The sequence below is a fragment of the Streptomyces sp. SID12501 genome, from assembly GCF_010550245.1.
Classification (GTDB): Bacteria; Actinomycetota; Actinomycetes; order Streptomycetales; family Streptomycetaceae; genus Streptomyces.
Genome location: NZ_JAAGLU010000004.1, coordinates 239,051 through 259,240, shown reverse-complemented (window position 1 = coordinate 259,240; position 20,190 = coordinate 239,051). Strand labels below are relative to the sequence as shown.

Below are 20,190 nucleotides of genomic sequence, written 5' to 3'. Positions count from 1 at the left end.
GGGCCCGTGGGGGCTTGTCGCGCCCCGCGGCGGAGCCGCAGATCGACACGGCCCCGCGCCCCTCAGGGGTCAGTCGGCCAGTGAGGTGAGGTGGGCGCTGCGGACGTCCGTCGTCTGGGCCTGTACCAGGAGGAACAGGCCCTCGCGGGCCAGGCGTTGGGCCGGACTGTTCAGGTCCAGCGATCTGCCGCCGCCGGCGACGATCGCCGCGGTCGTCGCGGAGCGCATCAGGTCGTACGCGCGGGTCTTGAGCGCCAGCCGGTCCGTGATGTGCTCCTGGGGCCGGCGGTGGTCCGCGAGGGCGTAGGCGTTGCGGCGTACGGCGTCGAGGCGGGTGCGCAGCGAGCGCGCGGTCGCCGTGGCGTCCGGGTGGGCGGCGAGGAGATCGAGGGCCGCGTACGCCACCCCGAACACGGCCGGGTTCGTGTTGGCGGCCCGGGGCAGGTCGACGAGGGCGAACTTCTCGCGCGGGGTGCGCAGGACGACCGCCTCCTCCGGCAGCCGCAGGCCCTTGAGCTCCAGGGAGACTGTCCGGGCGGCCGTGAGTGCCGCCAGTCGCATGGGCGGCGAGGCACGCAGCCCCGACTGCTCGCGGGCGTCGGCGAAGGCGAACACCACCTCGTCCGTGTCGGACAGCCCCGCGAGCAGCATGACGTCGTTCAGCCCCCAGCCCGTGTACCAGGGGACCGTCCCGTCGAAGCGCCAGCCGCCCCGCTCGTACCCGACCCGTACCGGAACGCGAGGGAAGGAACGCAGGTGCGCGTACGCGATCCCGGACAGCAGCTCGCCCGTCGACAGCGGGCCCAACAGGCGCTCCCTTACCGGAAACTGAGACTCCGTCAACAGTTTCACCGGAGTGTGGTGCTGCGTCTGCAAGAACCAGGTCGAGCAGCAGGCCCCGGCCAGGATCTCGGCGACCTCCCGGGCCACCGAGGCGGGCGCACCCGCACCCCCGTACTCCTTCGGCGCGCTCACCCCGAGCAGCCCCGACCGCTTGATGGCCTTGATGCTGCTCGCGGGCACGCCTTCCTGGTCGACCCGGCCGGCCTGCGGGGCCAGGACATCGGCGGCGAACCGGCGGGCGACGGTGACGAGCGGGTGCGCGATGGCGGTCATGGACAAGATTCTCCCGGTGTCGCGGTGCGTTGTGCCTCCGTGGAGGTGCTCCCTTCGTGTAGGAGATGGGGCAGAGCCGTGATGCCCAGGAGGACGCGATGAAGTACTACCTGCTCAGCGCCATGAAGCCGGTCGGGGAACCGTCCGCGCCCGAGTCGATGGTGGAGATCAACCACAGACTGAGTGTCTTCCACGACGAGTTGCGCGAGGCCGGGGCCTGGGTCTTCGCAGGCGGACTGCACCGCCCGGACGCCGCGACCGTGCTGCGGCCCCTGGGTGACGAGGTCGAGGAGACCGAAGGGCCCTACGCCGAGAACAAGGAGTTCCTGGGCGGGATCTGCCTCCTCATGGCACCCGACCTCGACGTCGCCCTGGAGTGGGGCCGCAAGGCGGCCCTGGCGACGACCATGCCGGTCGAGGTCCGGCCCTTCCTGGGCCAGGTCGACGACTGAAGGACCGGCGTCGTGGCGCCGGGGCGGGCCGACGAACTTTCAGACGTCTCATACGATGTACATATCCCCGGGATCGAGGAGCAGGATGCCCACACCGTCGCAGCGCCGGCCCCAGGACCTTCTGCGGCTCCTGACGCGGGCCGAGCGACTGGCCGCGCGCCGCCTCCAGCCCGTCCTGGACGAGCACGGCTGCTCCCTCGACGCCTGGCGGGTACTCGCCCTGCTCTCCGACGGCGCCGGTCACCACATGACCGCGATAGCCGAGGCCGTCTTCCTGCCGCCGCCGACGCTGACCCGGCTGGTCGACCACCTCGTCGACCAGAACCTCGTGCACCGCCGGGTCGACCCGCACGACCGCCGCCGAATCCTCGTCCACCTCACCCCGCGCGGCCAGGAGTACTGGCGCCGCCTCGACCGCGAGGTCCGCGCCGACTGGCCGCTGCTCAGCGACGGTGACGACGAACTGCTGAGCGCTCTCCTGGACCGGCTGGCCGTGACACTCGACGGGACGGCGGCCCAGGTCTGACACGCACGGTGATGGTCAGTCGCTCACAGCCATCTTCGTGTATGTGGAATATATTTTGCCACGTGAAGGGTTGGCATATGAGTCGAGAGCATCGAGCCGGCCTTCCGCGCCCGAGACCACCGCATGACACCACCGTGAGCGAGGCACCGTGAACCACCCCACGCCCCCCGAGCAGCCCGCCGACATCGTGGCGCGCCTGCGTGCCACCTTCCGTACGGGCCGCACCAAGCCCGTCGAATGGCGCAAGGCCCAACTCGGCCGGCTGCGCGAACTGCTCACGGAGCACGGCAAGGACGTGGCCGCCGCGCTCCACGCGGACCTCGGCAAGAGCTCGACCGAGGCCTTCCGCACGGAGATCGACTTCACGATCCGGGAGATCGACCACACCCTCGACCACCTCGACGGCTGGCTGCGCCCCGAGGCCGCGCCGGTCCCGGAGCGCCTCGGCGCCGACGCCACGGCCTGGACGCAGTACGACCCGCTGGGCGTCGTCCTGGTCGTCGCCCCCTGGAACTATCCGGTCCAGCTCCTGCTGACCCCGGTCGTCGGCGCGCTGGCCGCCGGTAACGCGGTGGTGGTCAAGCCGAGTGAACTGGCCCCCGCCACCTCCGACATCGTGGCTCGGCTGCTGCCCCAGTACCTCGACACGGACGCGGTCGCCGTGGTCGAGGGAGGCATCCCGGAGACCACGGCCCTGCTGGCCGAGCGCTTCGACCACATCTTCTACACCGGCAACGGCACCGTCGGCCGCATCGTGATGCGCGCCGCCGCCGAGCACCTCACCCCGGTCGCCCTCGAACTCGGCGGCAAGTCCCCGGCGTTCGTCGACACAGGCATCGATGTGGACGTCGTCGCCGACCGGCTGGTCCGGGGCAAGTTCCTCAACGCCGGCCAGACCTGCGTCGCCCCCGACTACGTCCTCACCGACCCGGAGACCGCCGCCGCGCTGGAGCCCGCGCTCGCCAAGGCCGTCGAGAACCTGTTCGGCGCGGAACCGGCCACCTCCACCGAGTTCGGCCGGATCGTCAACGAGCGTCACTTCGACCGGCTCGCCGGTCTGCTCGACTCGGGCCGGGTCGTCACCGGAGGGGTCAAGGACCGTACGACGAAGTACATCGCGCCGACCGTCCTCGCCGACGTCGACCCCGCCTCGCCCGTGATGCGGGAGGAGATCTTCGGCCCGATCCTGCCGATCGTCACGGTGCCCGGCCTTGACGACGCGATCGGCTTCATCAACGACCGCGACAAGCCGCTCGCGCTGTACGTGTTCACCGAGTCCGGCACGACCCGGGAGCGGATCGCAGCCGAGACGTCCTCCGGCGCTGTCGGCTACGGTCTGCCGCTCGCCCATCTCACCGTCTCCGACCTGCCGTTCGGCGGTGTGGGGGAGAGCGGGATGGGCAGCTACCACGGCCGCTACTCGATCGAGACGTTCAGCCACCGCAAGGCGGTGCTGGCGAAGCCGCTGAGCTGACACCGCTCAGCTGGAGTCGGTGAGCCGAGGCCGCCGGCCTGAAGCCGGCGGGCCGGAACGCCCATCGCCCGTCTTGCCGAGAATGACGTTCTCGGCAAGACGGGCGATCGGTGTCAGGTGTGAGCGGTGGGTGCGGAGTGGCTCACGCGCCCGAGATGCCGCCGAGGCAGAACTGCCACACCTCGTCGGCGGTCACCGGGTGGGCCTGGCTGTCCGAGGGGACGCTGTTGGCCTGAGCGGAGAACATGACGGTCTGCATGAGGAGCGCCGCCAGTCGCCGGGGCTTGTCCGCGTGGACGCTGCCCGCCTCGGCGGCCTGCTCCAGCAACTCGGTGAACAGGTTCAGCAGGGGCAGGTGCGCGGTGGCCACCTGAGCCGGGTGCTTGACCAGTAGTTGCAGGGCGAAGTCGCTGAACAGAGGGCGCTGGACACCGGGGTTGGGCAGCGACTGCTCGAACAGCATCTCCACCGCGACACGAAGCCGGGGCAGCGGTTCCCCGCCGCCCGACGTGGCCTCACGGATCTCGATCGCCGACGTGGAGAGGGCGTCCTCGAACAGGGCGAGCAGCAACTCGTGCTTGCCGTCGAAGTGCTGGTAGAAGCTGCGCAGTGACTGCTTCGAGCGGTCGACGACTTCCTGGACGGTGAAGTCGGTCGTCCCCTTCTCGGCGATGAGTTCCTGCGCGGCGTCCAGGAAGCGCTGAACGCGCTGCTCGGCGCGCTGTTTCGCGGCGCGGGTGGATCGCTCTACGGCGCGTTGGCGCCATGCGGGCTCTTCGGGGATGGCGGTCACGCGTAGAACGATACTGCACCTCAGCGGTAATCAGTCGAAGCTCCCTACCGAATCACGCACCGCAACTTCCGAGACTCTTACTTACGCTGAATGAGAATGTTATTCTCACCTGCATCGCGGACATCCGGAGCAGCGCCCGCGCGACAACGAGCTGTCGAAACGAGGGTCGTCCGACATGGCATGGGACTTTTCCACCGAGCCCGAGTTCGAGGAGAAGCTGGAGTGGATCAGGCGGTTTCGCGCCGAGCGCGTGGACCCGCTGGACCTCCTCCACCCCGACCGGGCCTACCATCCCCTCGACGACGAGACCGGCCCGATCGTCCGGGCCCTCAAGCAACAGGTGCGAGACCAGGGACTGTGGGCCCCGCATCTCGGCCCCGAACTGGGCGGACGCGGCTTCGGGCAGGTCAGGCTCGCTCTCATCAACGAGATCCTCGGTGCGTCGAGCTGGGCACCCGTCATCTTCGGCACGGCGGCCCCCGACACCGGCAACGCGGAGATCATCGCTTGCTACGGCACCGAGGAACAGAAGGAGCGCTACCTTCAGCCGCTGCTCGAAGGTGAGTGCTTCTCCTGCTTCTCGATGACCGAGCCGCAGGCCGGCGCCGACCCGACGATGTTCACCACCCGGGCCGTGCGCGAAGGCGACGACTGGGTCATCACCGGCCGCAAGTACTTCTCCTCCAACGCCCGCACCTCGAAGTTCGTGATCGTGATGGCGGTGACCGACCCGGACGTCAGCCCGTACAAGGGCATGTCGATGTTCCTGGTGCCGAGCGACACCCCGGGAATCCGGATGGAGCGCAACGTCGGGCTGCTCGGCGAGGGCCCGGAGGACGGCATGCACGCGCTGATCGCGTACGACGGGGTCCGTGTCCCCGGTGACGCGCTGCTCGGCGGGGAGGGGCAGGCGTTCGCCATCGCGCAGACCAGGCTGGGCGGCGGACGCGTCCATCACGCGATGCGGGTCGTAGGGCAGTGCCGACGGGCGCTGGACATGATGGCCGAGCGCGCGCTGTCACGTGAGACGCAGGGTGGCCGCCTCGCCGACAAGCAGCTCGTGCAGGCCGATCTCGCCGACTCCTACGCGCAGTTGACCCAGTTCCGGCTGATGGTCCTCTACACGGCCTGGCAGATCGATCAATACAGCGACTACAAGAGGGTCCGCAAGGACATCGCCACGATCAAGTTCCTGACGCCGAAGGTGCTGCACGACGTCGTCTACCGCTCGATGCATCTGCACGGCGCCCTGGGCGTCTCGAACGAGATGCCCTTCGCCGACATGTGGACCGGAGCCGCCGTCATGGCCGTCGTCGACGGACCTACGGAGGTCCACAAGATCACCGTGGCCCGCGACCTCCTGCGCGGCTACGAGGCCGCCCCCGGACTCTGGCCCACCCAGCATCTGCCCGCACGCCGGGAGTGGGCCCGCAAGCAGTTGGAGAACCTGTGAACACCGAGTCGCTCGCCCGCTGGCTGGACGGCCGGGACATCGCCCCCGGTGAACCCGTCGAGGTGTCCCTCATCTCCGGGGGCACCTCCAACGACATCTACGAAGTCCGGCGCGGCGACCGCCAGTTGGTCCTGCGCAAGCCGCCCGAGAAGGTCCCGCCGGGGCGCAACGAGACCATGTTGCGCGAGTTCCGGGTGCTGAACGCCCTGAACGGGACGGACGTTCCGCATCCGGAGGCCGTCGCGGTGTGCGAGGACACGGACGTCATCGGTTCCTGCTTCTACCTCATGGGTCATGTCGACGGCTGGTCACCGATGAACGTCGAGGGCGGCTGGCCCGAGCCTTTCAAGAGCGACCTCTCCCTGCGCCCGGGCCTCGCCCACGAGCTCGTGGAGGGCATCGCCCGGCTCGGCAACGTCGACTGGCGGGCCCAGGGCCTGGAGGGCTTCGGCCGGCCCGACGGCTTCCACGACCGTCAAGTGGACCGCTGGCAGGCGCACTTGGCGAAGTTCGCGTTCCGCGAGATACCCGGACTCGACACGGCTGCCGCCTGGCTGCGCGCGCACCGGCCGAGCCACTGGACCCCGGGCATCATCCACGGCGACTACCAGTTCGCCAACGTGATGTTCCAGCACGGCGCCCCCGCCCGCCTCGCGGCCCTCGTCGACTTCGAGATGGCCACCGTGGGTGACCCGCTCCTCGACCTCGCCTGGGTGATCATGGGCTGGCCGAACGCCGACGAGGACCGCTCGCAGAAGGGGTACGTCAGCTACGAGGGCATGCCCGACCGGGCCGACCTCCTGGAGCACTACGCCAAGGTCAGCGGCCGGGACGTCGCCGAGATCGACTACTACGTGGTGCTGGCCCGCTTCAAGATGGCCATCGTCCTCGAAGGCGGCTACGCCCGGCACGTCAAGGGCGACGGCGGCAACCCCAAGATGGCCTTCTACGGCGACACGGTCCTGACGATGGCCGCCCAGGCCGCCGAACTGGCCGCGACGACCCGGCTGTGAGGGCTGCCCGCTGTCACACCATCGGCGGCCCGGTGATCGTCGAGGAGGTCCCCGAACCGCGGGGCGAGGTGCCCGTCGACGTGCGCTTCGCGGCGGTCAACTTCGCCGACGTGCTGGTGATCGAGGGTGCCTACCAGGTGAAGGCCGAGGTGCCCTTCATCCCCGGGAGCGAGTTCGCGGGGGTGGTCGCCCGGGACGGGCACGGCTTCGGCACGGGGGAGCGGGTCTTCGGCTCAGCCTTCGTCGGCGCCTTCGCCGAACGTGTCGCCGTGCCCGCCACCAGCCTCCACCGCATCCCGGCCGCCGTGCCCACGGAACGCGCGGCGGCCTTCGGTGTCTCCCACGCCACCGCCTTCAACGCCCTGCGCCTGGTCGCCGATGTTCGCGAGGGTGAGCGGGTCGCGGTGCTCGGCGCCGCCGGCGCGGTCGGCCTGGCCGCCGTCGAACTCGCCCTGCTGCTGGGCGCCGAGGTGATCGCCGTCGCGTCGAGCGAGGAGAAACGCGCCGCCTGCGCCGAAGCCGGCGCCCACACCGTCCTGCCGTACGAGAACCTGAAGCGGGCGCTCCAGGAGGCGGGCGGTGCCGATGTGGTCGTCGACCCGGTCGGCGGGCCGCACTCCGAGCAGGCGCTGCGCGGGATGCGCTGGGGCGGTCGGTTCGTCAGCGTCGGGTTCGCGAGCGGCGAGATCCCGGGCATCCCGCTGAACCTCGCGATGCTCAAGGGCGTTACGATCCACGGCTTCGACTTCGGCGGCTGGGCCCGGCACGACCGGGAGAAGCTGACCGTCGCCCGCACCGAACTGCACCGGCTGTTCGCCGAGGGTGCCATCCACCCCCGTATCCACGCGGTCCACCCGCTCGACGAGGTGTGCGCCGCGCTGCGCGTGGGCCGCGGTGCCATCGGCAAGGTCCTTCTGGAGGTCGCCCGTGGAGTTTGAATTCGACGAGGACCAGCGGCTGCTGCAGCGCGTGGTGCGCGAGACGGTGGCCAAGTCGCGGGCGCTGCCCGAGGAACAACTCTGGTCCACCTACCTGGAGTTGGGCTGGCTGGAGGCTCCTCCGGTGGAGCTGGCGATCATTCTGGAGGAGCTGGGGTATGCCGCCGATCCGACGCCCTTCCTGGCCACGGCGACCTGGTTCGCACCGCTGGCCGGACGGCTGCCGAACGGCTCGGGGACGGCGGTCTTCGACGGCGCCGGGGAGTTCGTCCTCGACGCGGACCGGGCGGACGAGATCGCCCTGCTCACCCAGGACGGTGTGGTCGTCCGCGGCGGTGCCGACGTACGCGCCGAGCGGGTCGCCGTCTTCGACCCGACGATTCATGTCGCCCGGGTCGACCACCCCGAACTCGTGGCCGGTGTGCCCGAGTTGGCGCTGATGGGGCTGGCGATCTCCACCGTCGGCAGTTGTCGGCGCATCCTCGACCTGGTGGTCGCGCATGTGAAGCAGCGGCAGCAGTTCGGGGTGCCCATCGGGTCCTTCCAGGCGGTCAAGCACAAGGCCGCCGACATGTACGTCGCGATCGAACGGGCCCGGGCGCTCGCCCTCTACTCCGCCCTCACCATCGCCGAGGACGACCAGGAACGGGCGAGGGCCGCCGCGATGGCCAAGGCGGCGGCCGGGGAGTGCCAACGGCTCTGCTTCCAGAGCGGGTTCCAGCTCTTCGGCGCGATGGGCTACACCTGGGAGAACGAACTCCAGATCCATCTGAAGCGGGCCAAGGCCGGTGATCTGCTGCTCGGGACCGCGGCCGTGCACAGGAAGGCGTTGCTGGTATGAGACTTGCCGCCGACCCCGGGATCGAGGAGTTCCGGGCCGAGTTCGCCGCCTTCCTCGACGCCAACCTGCCTACCGCCGAGGAGGCCGTACCTCGTGCCAAGTCGAGCGCGGATGTGCCTCCCTGGGCGCGGACATGGCAGCGGAAACTGTTCGACGCCGGGTGGTTGGTGCCCGGCAACCCGCCCGAGTACGGCGGGCGCGACGCCACCTTGCCCCAACTGCTGGCCCACGCCGAGGAGATGTCGCGGCGCCGGATCTACCACAGCTTCAACCCGCAGGGCGTCGGCATCATCGCGGCCTCGATCCTGAGCTTCGGCACCGACGAGCAGAAACGGCGGTGGGCGGCTCCCATTCTTCGTGCGGAGCTGACGGCCGCCCTCGGGATGAGCGAGCCGGGCGCGGGCTCCGACCTCGCCGGGTTGCGTACCCGTGCGGCTCTGGAGGGCGACCACTTCGTCGTCAACGGGCAGAAGGTGTGGACCTCCGGGGCCCATGACGCGGACGTGCTGCTGACGTTCGTCCGCACCGATCCGGACGCGCCCAAGCACAGGGGCATCAGCGTGCTGATCATCCCGACCGACACCGAGGGTGTGGTCAGGCGGCCGTTCGGGTCCATCGCCGCTCCCGACGACTTCGACTTCAACGAGGTGTTCTTCACCGACGTCCGGGTGCCAAAAGAGAACCTGATCGGGCCGCTGAACCAGGGCTGGAAGGTGGCGAACGGCTCGCTCGGGCATGAACGGACCCTGCTCTGGCTGAGTTACGCCGAGCGACTGGAGGATCTGATCCGGGACGCGCCGAGCGACGAGGAGTGGTACGCCACCCTCCTCATGGACTTCCAGGCGCTGAAGCTGCTCGGCTACCGCCAGCTCGGCACCGACCGTAATCCGGCCGAGGTGTCCGTACTCAAGCTGTTCGGCTCGGAGGCCGTGCAGAACGCCACTCTGCGCGCCCTGGAGGCGCACGGCACCGACGCCCTGCGCCACCCCGTCTCCACGGCCCCGCACTTCCACATGAACATGGAGGTGTTCTCCTCCAGCTGGTTCGAACGGTACGCGCGCAGCTTCGGCGGGACCATCGCCGGCGGCACCTCCGAGATCCAGCGCAACATCATCGCCGAGCGCATCCTCGGCCTGCCCAGATAGCCGCCGGGACCGACAAGGAGCACGCGCATGGACCAGATTCTGTACGAGGTCAAGGACCGGGTCGCGGTCATCACGCTCAACCGGCCCGAGGTCGCCAACGCCCAGACGATGTCGCTCCTCGACGATCTGGACGCCGCGTGGAGCCGGGCGGCGGCCGACGAAAACGTACGCGTCATCGTGCTGCGCGGCAACGGGCGGCACTTCTCCGCCGGGCACGACCTGAAGGACCGCTGGCCGGGCCCGAAGGAGATCACCCTGGAGTGGATCTACAATGCGGAGACCCGCCGGTACCTGGAGTACACGCTGCGCTGGCGCAACATACCCAAGCCGTCGATCGCCGCCGTGCAGGGCAAGTGCATCGCGGGCGGGCTCATGCTCTGCTGGCCCTGCGATCTCATCGTGGCCGCCGAGAACGCCGAATTCTCCGACCCCGTCGTCCACATGGGCATCGGGGGCGTCGAATACCACGGTCACACCTGGGAGTTGGGCGCGCGCAAGGCCAAGGAGATCCTCTTCACCGGGCGGGCCGTCACGGCGGCCGAGGCGGAGAGGGTCGGCATGGTCAACCAGGTCGTCCCGCTAGACGAACTCGACGCGGCCACCATGGACCTGGCCGACCGTATCGCCCAGATGCCGCCCTTCGGGCTGCGCCAGGCCAAGCGGGCCGTCAACCAGACCCTCGACGTCCAGGGTTTCTACGCGGCCGTCCAGTCGGTGTTCGACATCCACGAGACGGGGCACGGGAACGCGCTGAGCGTGAGCGGGTATCCGGTGCTGACCCGGCTGGAGGGCATGAAGGAACACATCAAGGGCCAGTAGCCGGACGGGAGTTGTGGTGGCGGACGCCGAACGGGCCGCTCGGCGGGGGTGGGCGTACCCCGCCGAGCGGCCCTGTTCGTACGGCTCGCGTCATGACTGCTCGTTGCGGAAGATCTTGCCCCCCTTCATCACGAACCGCACGTCGGCCAGTACCGACATGTCCTCAAGTGGGTTGCCCGGTACGGCGATCAGGTCCGCGAGCAGGCCCTCCGCGACGCGTCCGCGGTCGTCCGCGTCGATCAGCTCGGCCGCGTTGACCGTCGCCGCCCGCAGCACCTCCATCGGCTCCATGCCCCGCTCGACGAGCGCGACCATCTCCTGGGCGCCCCGCCCGTGCGGGATGGCCGGCGCGTCCGTGCCCACGGCGATACGGACGCCCGCCTTGGCGGCCCTGGCGACGACGGACCGGGCGTGCGGGAACACCTCGGCGGCCTTGGCGCGCAGTTCGGGCGCGGCCCGGGACACATCCATGCCGTCGATCAGCGCGGTGGTCGGGACGAGGAAGGTGCCGCGCTCCGCCATCAGCGCGATGGTCTCGTCGTCCAGCAGGAAGCCGTGCTCGATGCAGTCGATGCCCGCCTCGACCGCCGAACGCACCGCGTCGGCCCCATGGGTGTGCGCGGCCACCTTCAGCCCGCGCCGGTGGGCCTCGTCGACGATGGCCCGCAACTCCGCGTCGGAGTAGTGCTGCGCGCCGGGGGTGCCCGTGTGGGACATGACACCCCCGGACGCGCAGACCTTGATGAGCCGTGCCCCGTGCTTGATCTGGTACCGCACGGCCTTGCGCACCTCGTCGACCCCGTTGGCGACGCCCTCCTCCACGGAGAGCGGCATGATGCCGGGGGCCAGCGCGCCGAACACGCTCGGGTCCAGATGACCGCCGGTCGGGGTGATGGCGTGCCCCGCGGGGATGATCCGGGGCCCCTCGATCCAGCCGGCGTCGACGGCCTTGGCGAGGGCGACGTCCAGCAGGTAGCCGCCGGTCTTCACGAACAGCCCGAGGTTTCTGACCGTGGTGAAGCCGGACCGGAGGGTATGCCGGGCGTTGCCCACGGCCCGCAGCATGCGAAGCGGCGGATCGTCCTGGACCATGGACAGGACCGGGGTCTCCCCCCGGCCGCCCATCAGGAGGTTGACCTCCATGTCCATCAGGCCGGGCAGCAGGGTGACGTCCCCGAGGTCCAGGACGTCACCCCCGTCGCCGGTCCGCGCGATGCGGTCGCCGTCGACATGGACGAGGCCGGGTTCCTCGAACTCCCCGGTCTCGACGTGCAGTACACGCGCCGCCTTGAGCGTGACCACGGGCGGTCAGACCCTGGGTTCGACGACGAGGTCCATGTAGGCGGCCCCGCTGTCCGGCACCCGGGCCTGCTTCCACACCTCGACCGGGAACGAGACGTTCACCAGGGAGAACATCAGCAGGAGCAAGTTGCGCTCCAGCTCCGGCAGTTCGTCGAGGGGGAACTTGTCGAGGTGGTCGGAGGCCTGTTCAAGGAGCGGGAACGCCTCGTCGTAGAAGGCCTGCATCTCCTCCATGGAACTGGCCAGCCGCTTGCTGTAGCGCTCCCGTTCGGTCTCCAGGACCCACGGGGCGAACGGTTCGAGCGTCGCGAACTCACTGGGCAGCATCGGTGTGCTCCTTGACGTGGTCGGCGACCGTCTTGTGCAGATGGCGGAGCAGCAACTCCTGGTCGCAGAGCGGGAAGTCGGTCACGACCCGGCTCTTGAGCATGGTCTGCGTGGCCTCCAGGGTGTTGCCGTCCTGGAGGGCGTACTCCTTGAACGTGACCGCCGCGAGCTCCTGCTTCAGCCGCTCCCGGGCCGTCTTGGCGGGCACGAAGTACAGGTTGGCCTCGAAGATGTGCCTGTCCACCGCCGTCGGCCAGTAGTGGTACGTCAGATACCAGCCGGGCTTCCAGATCAGCAGCGTCATGTTGGGGAAGAACTCGAAGGAATCGTTGCCCCACGCCCGGTGCCCGCCCGGGTTGAGACCTGGAGGAAGGGGGTCGAGCCCTTCGATGTCGGGCGCCTCCCAGGGGCCGAACAGGCCGCTGCGCAGGACGCGTTCGATGGGCTTGACGATGCTCAGGTCCTTGGGCGGGGACATGCCTCCCCAGGACGAGATCATCGAGTGCGGGCTGTGGATCTCGTAGTGCAGCGCTTCGTACCCGACGCTGAGGAGCTTGTCGGCCTCGTCCTTGACGGCCTGCTTCATGTGCAGGACGGGGGCGTGGTAGAACTCCGCGAACGCGTCGATGAACAGCTTCCAGTTGCTGCCGATCTCCGCCTTGTACGTGAAGACCTCGGTCATCTCGTGGAAGGGATAGCCTTCCAGGCCCTTGGCGAACTCGCCGAGGTACTCCTTGAGCGGCTGGGCGTTCGGGTCCAGGTTGACGAAGACGAACCCTTCCCAGACCTCGCAGCGGACGTTCTTGAGTCCGTAGTCGGACTTGTCCAGGTCGAAGAACTCCTGCTCCTGCTGGACGAAGGTCAGATCGCCGTCGAGGCTGTAGCGCCAGGCGTGGTACTTGCAGGTGAACTGACGGCAGGTGCCCTTGACCTCCTCGCCCGGGAAGTCGTTCCACACCAGCTTGTTGCCGCGGTGCCGGCAGATGTTGTGGAAGGCGCGGATCTCCTTGTCCCTGCCCCGCACGATGATCAGCGAGGTGTCCGCGACCGCGAGCTCCTTCGTGAAGTAGCTGCCGGTCTTCGGCACCTGCTCCACGCGCCCGACGTTCAGCCAGGTCCGCTTGAAGACGGCCTCCCGCTCGGCCTCGTAGTACGCGGGGTCGATCGAGTCCTCGTAGTTCACGGGACTCGTACCCAACTCGGGGTACTGCTCGGTCCAGCTGCCGGCAGACGGCTTGGCGAAGTGTGGCATGAGCACTCCCTTCTCTAGTGTGAGAATAGCATTCTCATGTCTGGCTATTGAAGTTCTCGTCAAGGATTCCTGGATCCAGCTCCACCTCGAAGGTGTTGAAGGCCGTGGCCAGCGCGCCGTACGTGCCGACCGTGAACACCAGATCCAGGAGCTGCTGGTCGTCCAGGTCCGCACCGAGCATCTGGTAGGTCGCGTCGGACAGCCGCGAGTCCGTCTCCAGTTCGTCCACCGCCCGGTTGAGGGGCGTCGGGGCGCCGGTCCGGACCAGGTCGATCTCCTCGTCGGTGATCCCGGCGCGCCGGGCGATCAGGAGGTGCTGCGCCCACTCGTACCGGCACTCCCGCCGCCAGGCCACTCGCAGGATGACCAGCTCACGGGTGTGCTTCGACAGCGTTGAGTCGACGAGCAGGTACTTGTTGAACGCGAGGAACGCCTTGGCCAGTTCGGGGTGCCGGGCGAGCAGTCCGAGCGCGTTCGAGGGCGGTTTCTGCGGGTCGGGGGCCGAGGAGCCCAGCGCCTTCAGGTACTCGGCGTGCGGGAGGGGTGCGATGCGGCGCGTGCGGTTCATGTGTTGCGTCCGCCGTTCACGCCCAGGATCTGCCCGGTGATGTACCCGGCCTCCTCGGAGACGAGAAACGCGCAGGCCGCGGCGATGTCCTCGGGGCGCCCGACCCGCCGTACGGGAGTGCGCTGGATGTGTTCCTCGACCGTCCCGCCGAGCAGCTCGCGCGACTCCGCCTTGCGCAGCATGGGCGTGTCGATGAAGCCGGGCGGCACCGCGTTGACGGTGATGCCTGCCGGGCCCAGTTCGAGCGCGAGTGACTTGGTCAGGCCGTTGACCGCCGACTTGGCGGCGACGTAGTGCGTCATGAACTGCTGCCCGGACTGCGCGCTGGAGGAGGAGATGTTGACGATGCGCCCCCAGCCCGCCTCCAGCATGTCGGGCAGTACGGCCTGGACGCAGTGGAAGACGCTGTTGAGGTTGATGTCGACGACCCGCTGCCAGGCGGCGAACGTCAGATCCTGGAAGCGCTTGTAGCCCGCCACCCCGGCCGCGTTGACCAGGATGGTGCATGGCCCGAGCCGCTCCCGGACGGCGGCCAGCGCCTTGTCCACCTGGGCCCGGTCGGTGACGTCGGCGATCTGTGACAGCGCCGGGGCCGAGTCGCAGGAGTTCAGGTCGAGGGTCGCGACGTGATAGCCGTCGGCCGTCAGCCGCTCGGCGACGGCCAGCCCGATTCCGGAGCTGCCTCCGGTGACAACTGCGGTCTTCATGGGGTCTCCCACGTGGTGCGGTCGTTGGTCTGCCGGTTGGGGCCCGGGGCCTGACTCGACACCCTCGTATCGATCATGAAAATATCCCTTCCCTGAGTGAGAATGATATTCTCATCAATGGTCGCCCGGAAGTGTCGTGCGGATCTCGAGTCGGAGGTGCGGGGGCGTGGGTGGTGGGTCGGGCGCCCTTCGTTCGCCTGCAACTCGCTGTGATGCGGCACATTCTCGTGTTCGGATGGTTGATTTGCTGAAAGTGAGAATGTAGTTTCCGCCACGTTGGAGCAAGGCCGCCCATCCGAGCAAGGAGACAGGATGCGGTTCCAGGACAAGGTGGCGATCGTCACCGGTGCCGGACAGGGAATCGGCGAGGACTACGCTCGGGCGCTGGCCGCCGAGGGTGCCCACGTCGTCGTAGCCGAGATCAACGAGGAGCAGGGGCAGCGGGTCGCCAAGGACATCGACGGGGCGATCTTCGTCAAGGTCGACGTCGGGGACCCCGCGTCGGCCGAGGCGCTGGCCGCCGCCACGGTCGCGGAGTTCGGCCGGATCGACTACCTGGTCAACAACGCCGCGATCTACCACAGCATGAAGCGCGACGGCATCACCACCGTCGACCTGGACTACCTCAACCGCTTCATCCAGGTGAACCTGATGGGCGCGATCTACTGCACCCGGGCCGTCGTCCCGCACATGACCGAGGGCGGCGCGATCGTCAACCAGTCGTCCACCGCCTCCTACATGGCCACCGGGTACTACGGGCTCGCCAAGGCCGGCATCAACCACCTCACCGCCTCGCTCGCCGCTGAACTCGGTGGCCGCAACATCCGGGTCAACGGCATCGCGCCAGGGCCGACGGACACAGAAGCCACCGGCACCGTCCTCCCGAAGGAGCACCAGGCCGCGATGGCGCAGCGGCTGGCGCTCGGCCGGATGGGGCAGCCCAGTGACCTCACCCCGACCGTGCTGTTCCTGCTCTCCGACGCCGCGGGCTGGCTGACCGGCCAGGTCATCGCCGTGGACGGCGGCCAGGGGGTCCGGCTGTGAGGCGGCGAGTCAGCGACGAACAGGGAGGCTCGCGGTGAAGCGGCAATCCAGCGACGTACAGGGGAGTCCGCGGTGAAACGGCTGCTCATCGACGGATCGCTCGTCGGGACCGAGAACACCTTCCCCTCGCTCAACCCCGCCACCGGCGAGGTCCTCGGCCAGGCCCCCGACGCCACGGTCGCCCAGACCGAGGCCGCCGTGGCCGCCGCCCGCCGGGCCTTCGACACCACGAGCTGGCCGACCGACGTCCAGTTCCGCATCCGCTGTCTCGACCAGCTGCACCAGGCCCTGACCGACCACCTGGAAGAGCTGCGCGAGCTCACCATCGCCGAGGTGGGCGCACCCCGCATGCTCACCTACGGCCCCCAGCTCGACGACCCGGTCAAGCTGGTCCGCTACTACGCGGACCTGCTGCGGAAGTACCCCCTGACCGAGAACCTCGGCGAGGTCGAGATCCGCGGTCAGCGCCACCGCCGCTGGGTGGAGAAGGAGGCCGTGGGGGTCGTCTCCGCGATCACCGCGTACAACTACCCCAACCAGCTCGCCCTGGCCAAGCTCGCCCCCTCGCTCGCCGCGGGCTGCACGGTCGTCCTCAAGGGAGCCCCGGACACCCCCCTGACCACACTGTTCCTCGGCGAACTGATCGCCGGGCACACGGACATCCCGCCCGGCGTGGTCAACGTGCTGACCTCCACCTCCGTCGAGGCCGCCGAGGTGCTCACCGGCCACGCCGACGTCGACATGGTCTCCTTCACCGGCTCCACCGCCACCGGCCGCCGAATAATGGAAGTCGCCGGCCGCACCGTGAAGAAGGTCTTCCTGGAACTCGGCGGCAAGTCCGCGATGATCATCCTCGACGACGCCGACTTCACCACCGCCGCCATGTTCGCGGCCGGCACCATCTGCTCCCACTCGGGACAGGGCTGCGCCCTCACCACCCGCCTCCTCGTGCCCCGGGCCCACCACGACGAGATCGTCGGGAAGGTCGCCGCGGGCCTCGCCCGGATGCGCCTCGGGGACCCCACCGACCCCAAGACCTTCGCCGGCCCGCTCATCAGCGCCAAACAGCGCGACAAGGTCGACGGAATGGTCCAGCGGGCCGTCGCCGCGGGCGCGAAACTCGTCACCGGTGGCACGAAGGTCGACCCCGGCTTCTACTTCACCCCCACCCTGCTCACCGACGTCGACCCGGACAGCGAGATCGCCCAGGACGAGGTCTTCGGACCGGTGCTCACGGTCATCCCGTACGACGACGATGACGACGCGGTCCGCATCGCCAACAACTCGGTCTACGGACTGTCCGGCGGGATCCAGAGCGCCGACGAGGAGCGGGCCATCGCCCTGGCCCGCCGCATCCGGACCGGCACGTTCAGCATCAACGGCGGCAACTACTTCGCCGCGGACGTACCGTTCGGCGGCTACAAGCAGTCCGGCATCGGCCGCGAGAGCGGAGTCCCCGGGCTCGAGGAGTTCCTGGAGTACAAGTCCTTCGCGGCGGTCGTCCGGTGAGGCCACTGGAAGGAATCCGCGTCCTCGAAGTCGCCATGTACGGTTTCGTCCCCTCGGCCGGTGCCGTACTCGCCGACTGGGGCGCGGACGTCGTCAAGGTCGAGCACGCCGTCAACGGCGACCCGCAGCGGGGGCTCAGGAGGACCGGCACGTTCGTCGTCGAGGGCGATCCCAACCCCAACGTCGAGCACGCCAACCGGGGCAAGCGCAGCCTGGGCCTCGACATCTCCAAACCCGAGGGCCGCGAGGTGCTGTACGACCTGGCCAGACGCGCGGACGTCTTCCTCACCAGCTTCCTGCCCGGACACCGCGAACGGTTCGGCATCGACGTGGCCGACATCCGCGCCGTCAACCCGGACATCGTCTACGCCCGGGGAAGCGCCCTCGGACCCCGCGGCCCCGAGGCGGGCAAGGGCGGCTACGACATGACCGCCTTCTGGTGCCGGGCCGGCACCGCCGCCAGCATCACCCCGGCCGGCACCGAAGGCATGATCAGCCCGCCCGGGCCCGCCTACGGGGACACCATCTCGGGGACGAACCTCGCCGGCGGTATCGCCGCGGCGCTGCTGAGGCGCGAACGCACCGGCGAAGCCTCGGTCGTCGACGTGTCCCTGCTCGGCAGCGGTGTCTGGGCCATGGGACACGCCACCGCCCTCTCCCTCCACCTCGGCAGGCCCTGGGCGGCGCCACCGGCGGGCGTCCACGGCTCTGTCGTCAACCCCCTGTCCGGGCTGTACGCCACTGCCGACGGCCAGCATCTGGCCTTCGTGATGATGCAGCCCGGCAAGTTCTGGGCCGACGTGTGCCACCACATCGACCGGCCTGACCTCGCCGACGATCCCCGCTTCGCCACCGCCGAACTCATCGCCGCCAACACCGAGCAGGCCGTCAAGATCCTGCGCGAGGTGCTCGCGGGCCGAACGCTCGCCGACTGGACGAAGCGCTTCGCCACCCTCGCCGGACCCTGGGCCCCCGTACAGAACACCCTCCAGGTCGGCGAGGACGCCCAGGTCCGGGCCAACGAGTACCTCGTGACGGCCGGCGAGCTCCAACTCGCGGCCAGTCCCGTGCAGTTCGACGTCACCACCCCAGTACCACTCGGGCCCGCGCCCGAGTTCGCCGCCCAGACCGAGGAGATCCTCCTCGAACTGGGCCTGGACTGGGCCCGCATCCTCGAACTGAAAGAGGTGGGCGCGGTCACCTGATCACCGCAACCGGGTGATCACCGCAGTTCCAGAACCGATTCACCGGGAGGACCGATGAGACGACTGCTCATCGCGACCGCGCTCGTCCTGGCCCTGGCCGGGTGTTCCGATCGCTCCACGAACACGTCCAGTGCCGACGAGCCGTCCACATCCGCGTCCGGTGCCGCCGCGAACGCGGACTTCGGCACACTCAAGAACGTCTGCCACTCCGGCAGTCCCAAGGCCGTCACCGAACAGGGAGTCACCGACAGCGAGATCAAGGTCGGTGTGTTCAGCGACATCGGCTTCACCAAGAACCCGGAGTTCGTCGACGCGGCCAAGGTGTTCACCTCGTGGTGCAACGCCGCCGGCGGCATCAACGGACGCAAGATCGTCCCCGTCACCCGCGACTCCAAGCTCATGGAGGTCCAGCAGCGGATGATCGAGGCCTGCCGGGACGATTTCGCCCTCGTCGGCGGCGGGGCCGCCTTCGACGGGCTCGGCGTCAAGGCACGGCTGAGCTGTCTGCTGCCCGACTTCCCCGCGCAGTCCGGCCCGCTGAACGCCCTCGGCGCGGACCTCCAGGTGCTCGCCCAGGGCGCCGGAGTCGGCTACGCCCCCTACACCGGCTACTACACGTGGCTGATCAAGGAGGCCCACCCGGACTCCGCCCAGCACGTCGGCGTCATCTCCGGCGACGTTCCGATCACCAAGGTCATCGCCGAGCAGGTCAAGGAACTGATTCCCGCGATCGGCGGCAAGGTGGCCTACGCGGACGTCTACCCGGCGGCCGGGGTCTCCGACTGGACGCCCTACGCGCAGACCATCAAGAGCAAGAAGATCAAAGGCCTCATCTTCAACGGTTCCTTCAACGAGCTCGCCAAACTGGAACAGGCGCTGACCAACACCGGCTACCAGCTCGACTGGATCGACACCAACAACAACGCCTACGGCCCCGCCTTCCTCCAGTTGGCCAAAAGCTCCCTTGCCAAGCAGAACAACTACGCAGACCTCAGCGGTGTCGCCCCCCTGGAGCAGGCCGCCGACAACCCTGCGACCAAGGAGGTCCAGGACCTGTTCGCCAAGTACGCGCCCGACGCCCAGGTCACCCTGCCCGCACTGCGCTCCTTCACGGCCTGGCTGCTGTTCGCCACCGCGGCCGGCGAGTGCGACGACCTGACCCGCAAGTGCGTGTACGAGAACGCGATGAAGCAGACGGAGTGGACCGCAGGTGGTCTCCAGGCCCCGATGGACCTGACGAAGGTCACCAACCCGCCCAAGTGCTTCAACGTGGTGCAGGCGACCGACAAGGGCTGGACCGTCGCCGATTTCAAGCCGGATCAGGGCTCCTACCGTTGCGACATTCCGGCGTACAAGTACAAGGGTTCCTACGGCAAGCCGATGACGCTCGCCGACGTCGGCAAGTCGATGGCTGACCTGAAGTAGCGGCAGAAAGCCCCAAGGGGCGGCAGACAGCCCCAAGTAGCGGCAGGACGACCGAAGTTGCGGCAGGAAGGAATCAGGTCGTGAAGGTACGGGTCGACCCGGAGCGCTGTCAGGGCCACACGCTCTGCGCCATGAGAGCTCCGAAGGTGTTCGAGCTCAGCGAGATCGACGGTCACTCGTCGGCGATCAACGAGGAGGTTCCGGACGACCAGCAGGACCAGGTCATCGAGGCGGTCAGGTCCTGCCCGGAACGCGCGATCTTCGTTTCCTGAGGGGAGAAC

At 68.9% G+C, this 20,190-nt stretch carries 21 protein-coding genes; 14 read left to right on the top strand and 7 right to left on the bottom strand.

Features of this window, described 5'->3' with window-relative positions; genetic code table 11:
• Positions 1 to 69 precede the first annotated feature (69 nt).
• Positions 70 to 1,116, bottom strand: a complete 1,047-nt coding sequence (locus G3I71_RS06325; RefSeq protein WP_164312912.1) for an acyl-CoA dehydrogenase family protein — start codon at positions 1,114 to 1,116, stop codon at positions 70 to 72.
• 98 nt (positions 1,117 to 1,214) lie between these two features.
• Here G3I71_RS06325 and G3I71_RS06320 point away from each other — a divergent pair, with 98 nt between their 5' ends.
• From G3I71_RS06320 to G3I71_RS06310, 3 genes are all read left to right on the top strand, one after another.
• Positions 1,215 to 1,568: a YciI family protein gene (locus G3I71_RS06320; protein WP_164312994.1), complete on the top strand. Its 354-nt coding sequence runs from the start codon at positions 1,215 to 1,217 to the stop codon at positions 1,566 to 1,568.
• Positions 1,569 to 1,653: 85 nt separating this feature from the next.
• The gene (locus G3I71_RS06315) at positions 1,654 to 2,094 is read left to right on the top strand and encodes a MarR family winged helix-turn-helix transcriptional regulator (RefSeq protein WP_164312911.1); all 441 of its coding nucleotides are present in this window, start codon (positions 1,654 to 1,656) and stop codon (positions 2,092 to 2,094) included.
• Between the two features lie 148 nt (positions 2,095 to 2,242).
• Complete coding sequence (locus G3I71_RS06310) at positions 2,243 to 3,568, top strand: aldehyde dehydrogenase family protein (protein ID WP_164312910.1); 1,326 nt, start codon at positions 2,243 to 2,245, stop codon at positions 3,566 to 3,568.
• A gap of 142 nt (positions 3,569 to 3,710) precedes the next feature.
• Here G3I71_RS06310 and G3I71_RS06305 read toward each other — a convergent pair whose 3' ends face one another.
• Positions 3,711 to 4,361, bottom strand: coding sequence for a TetR/AcrR family transcriptional regulator (locus tag G3I71_RS06305; protein WP_164312909.1), 651 nt, complete (start codon positions 4,359 to 4,361; stop codon positions 3,711 to 3,713).
• 175 nt (positions 4,362 to 4,536) lie between these two features.
• Here G3I71_RS06305 and G3I71_RS06300 point away from each other — a divergent pair, with 175 nt between their 5' ends.
• The 6 genes from G3I71_RS06300 to G3I71_RS06275 are packed head-to-tail and all read left to right on the top strand — an operon-like array spanning position 4,537 to position 10,570.
• Positions 4,537 to 5,814: an acyl-CoA dehydrogenase family protein gene (locus tag G3I71_RS06300; protein ID WP_164312908.1), complete on the top strand. Its 1,278-nt coding sequence runs from the start codon at positions 4,537 to 4,539 to the stop codon at positions 5,812 to 5,814.
• Complete coding sequence (locus G3I71_RS06295) at positions 5,811 to 6,827, top strand: phosphotransferase family protein (RefSeq protein WP_164312907.1); 1,017 nt, start codon at positions 5,811 to 5,813, stop codon at positions 6,825 to 6,827. The genes G3I71_RS06300 and G3I71_RS06295 overlap by 4 nt, the downstream gene beginning before the upstream one ends.
• Positions 6,824 to 7,765, top strand: coding sequence for an NADPH:quinone oxidoreductase family protein (locus G3I71_RS52620; protein ID WP_164312906.1), 942 nt, complete (start codon positions 6,824 to 6,826; stop codon positions 7,763 to 7,765). The genes G3I71_RS06295 and G3I71_RS52620 overlap by 4 nt, the downstream gene beginning before the upstream one ends.
• Complete coding sequence (locus G3I71_RS06285; RefSeq protein ID WP_164312905.1) at positions 7,755 to 8,606, top strand: acyl-CoA dehydrogenase family protein; 852 nt, start codon at positions 7,755 to 7,757, stop codon at positions 8,604 to 8,606. Before G3I71_RS52620 ends, G3I71_RS06285 begins: the two co-directional genes overlap by 11 nt.
• Complete coding sequence (locus G3I71_RS06280; RefSeq protein WP_164312904.1) at positions 8,603 to 9,751, top strand: acyl-CoA dehydrogenase family protein; 1,149 nt, start codon at positions 8,603 to 8,605, stop codon at positions 9,749 to 9,751. Before G3I71_RS06285 ends, G3I71_RS06280 begins: the two co-directional genes overlap by 4 nt.
• Before the next feature lie 27 nt (positions 9,752 to 9,778).
• Entirely contained in the window at positions 9,779 to 10,570 is a 792-nt protein-coding gene (locus G3I71_RS06275) for an enoyl-CoA hydratase (RefSeq protein ID WP_164312903.1), read from the top strand.
• A gap of 90 nt (positions 10,571 to 10,660) precedes the next feature.
• On the opposite strand, the gene G3I71_RS06270 is transcribed toward G3I71_RS06275, so the two are convergent.
• The 5 genes from G3I71_RS06270 to G3I71_RS06250 are packed head-to-tail and all read right to left on the bottom strand — an operon-like array spanning position 10,661 to position 14,726.
• On the bottom strand, positions 10,661 to 11,872 hold the full coding sequence (locus G3I71_RS06270) for an amidohydrolase family protein (RefSeq protein ID WP_164312902.1): 1,212 nt from the start codon (positions 11,870 to 11,872) through the stop codon (positions 10,661 to 10,663).
• Positions 11,873 to 11,878: 6 nt separating this feature from the next.
• The gene (locus tag G3I71_RS06265; protein ID WP_164312901.1) at positions 11,879 to 12,199 is read right to left on the bottom strand and encodes a hypothetical protein; all 321 of its coding nucleotides are present in this window, start codon (positions 12,197 to 12,199) and stop codon (positions 11,879 to 11,881) included.
• Positions 12,186 to 13,451 carry an aromatic ring-hydroxylating dioxygenase subunit alpha gene (locus tag G3I71_RS06260; protein WP_164312900.1) on the bottom strand — a complete coding sequence of 422 codons (1,266 nt, stop codon included), beginning with the start codon at positions 13,449 to 13,451 and terminating at the stop codon, positions 12,186 to 12,188. Before G3I71_RS06260 ends, G3I71_RS06265 begins: the two co-directional genes overlap by 14 nt.
• A 34-nt stretch (positions 13,452 to 13,485) precedes the next feature.
• Positions 13,486 to 14,019 (bottom strand): carboxymuconolactone decarboxylase family protein, encoded by a 534-nt coding sequence (locus G3I71_RS06255; RefSeq protein ID WP_164312899.1) that lies wholly within the window; start codon positions 14,017 to 14,019, stop codon positions 13,486 to 13,488.
• Positions 14,016 to 14,726 carry an SDR family NAD(P)-dependent oxidoreductase gene (locus G3I71_RS06250; RefSeq protein WP_164312898.1) on the bottom strand — a complete coding sequence of 237 codons (711 nt, stop codon included), beginning with the start codon at positions 14,724 to 14,726 and terminating at the stop codon, positions 14,016 to 14,018. The genes G3I71_RS06255 and G3I71_RS06250 overlap by 4 nt, the downstream gene beginning before the upstream one ends.
• A 312-nt stretch (positions 14,727 to 15,038) precedes the next feature.
• Between G3I71_RS06250 and G3I71_RS06245 the strand changes: the two genes are divergently transcribed.
• The 5 genes from G3I71_RS06245 (at position 15,039) to G3I71_RS06225 (ending at position 20,181) form a co-directional block, all read left to right on the top strand.
• Positions 15,039 to 15,770, top strand: coding sequence for an SDR family oxidoreductase (locus G3I71_RS06245; RefSeq protein WP_164312897.1), 732 nt, complete (start codon positions 15,039 to 15,041; stop codon positions 15,768 to 15,770).
• Between the two features lie 72 nt (positions 15,771 to 15,842).
• Positions 15,843 to 17,279: an aldehyde dehydrogenase family protein gene (locus G3I71_RS06240; protein ID WP_164312896.1), complete on the top strand. Its 1,437-nt coding sequence runs from the start codon at positions 15,843 to 15,845 to the stop codon at positions 17,277 to 17,279.
• Entirely contained in the window at positions 17,276 to 18,484 is a 1,209-nt protein-coding gene (locus tag G3I71_RS06235; protein ID WP_164312895.1) for a CoA transferase, read from the top strand. Before G3I71_RS06240 ends, G3I71_RS06235 begins: the two co-directional genes overlap by 4 nt.
• Before the next feature lie 54 nt (positions 18,485 to 18,538).
• Positions 18,539 to 19,909 (top strand): ABC transporter substrate-binding protein, encoded by a 1,371-nt coding sequence (locus tag G3I71_RS06230; protein ID WP_164312894.1) that lies wholly within the window; start codon positions 18,539 to 18,541, stop codon positions 19,907 to 19,909.
• Between the two features lie 80 nt (positions 19,910 to 19,989).
• A complete protein-coding gene (locus tag G3I71_RS06225; RefSeq protein WP_164312893.1) occupies positions 19,990 to 20,181 on the top strand; it encodes a ferredoxin in 192 nt (63 codons plus the stop codon).
• Positions 20,182 to 20,190 lie beyond the last annotated feature (9 nt).

Coding starts and splice junctions, on each gene's coding strand:
- G3I71_RS06265 (WP_164312901.1), bottom strand. CDS start 12,199: ATGCTGCCCAGTGAGTTCGCGACGCTCGAACCGTTCGCCCCGTGGGTC.
- G3I71_RS06250 (WP_164312898.1), bottom strand. CDS start 14,726: ATGAAGACCGCAGTTGTCACCGGAGGCAGCTCCGGAATCGGGCTGGCC.
- G3I71_RS06230 (WP_164312894.1), top strand. CDS start 18,539: ATGAGACGACTGCTCATCGCGACCGCGCTCGTCCTGGCCCTGGCCGGG.
- G3I71_RS06245 (WP_164312897.1), top strand. CDS start 15,039: ATGCGGTTCCAGGACAAGGTGGCGATCGTCACCGGTGCCGGACAGGGA.
- G3I71_RS06325 (WP_164312912.1), bottom strand. CDS start 1,116: ATGACCGCCATCGCGCACCCGCTCGTCACCGTCGCCCGCCGGTTCGCC.
- G3I71_RS06280 (WP_164312904.1), top strand. CDS start 8,603: ATGAGACTTGCCGCCGACCCCGGGATCGAGGAGTTCCGGGCCGAGTTC.
- G3I71_RS06275 (WP_164312903.1), top strand. CDS start 9,779: ATGGACCAGATTCTGTACGAGGTCAAGGACCGGGTCGCGGTCATCACG.
- G3I71_RS06255 (WP_164312899.1), bottom strand. CDS start 14,019: ATGAACCGCACGCGCCGCATCGCACCCCTCCCGCACGCCGAGTACCTG.
- G3I71_RS06320 (WP_164312994.1), top strand. CDS start 1,215: ATGAAGTACTACCTGCTCAGCGCCATGAAGCCGGTCGGGGAACCGTCC.
- G3I71_RS06300 (WP_164312908.1), top strand. CDS start 4,537: ATGGCATGGGACTTTTCCACCGAGCCCGAGTTCGAGGAGAAGCTGGAG.
- G3I71_RS06315 (WP_164312911.1), top strand. CDS start 1,654: ATGCCCACACCGTCGCAGCGCCGGCCCCAGGACCTTCTGCGGCTCCTG.
- G3I71_RS06260 (WP_164312900.1), bottom strand. CDS start 13,451: ATGCCACACTTCGCCAAGCCGTCTGCCGGCAGCTGGACCGAGCAGTAC.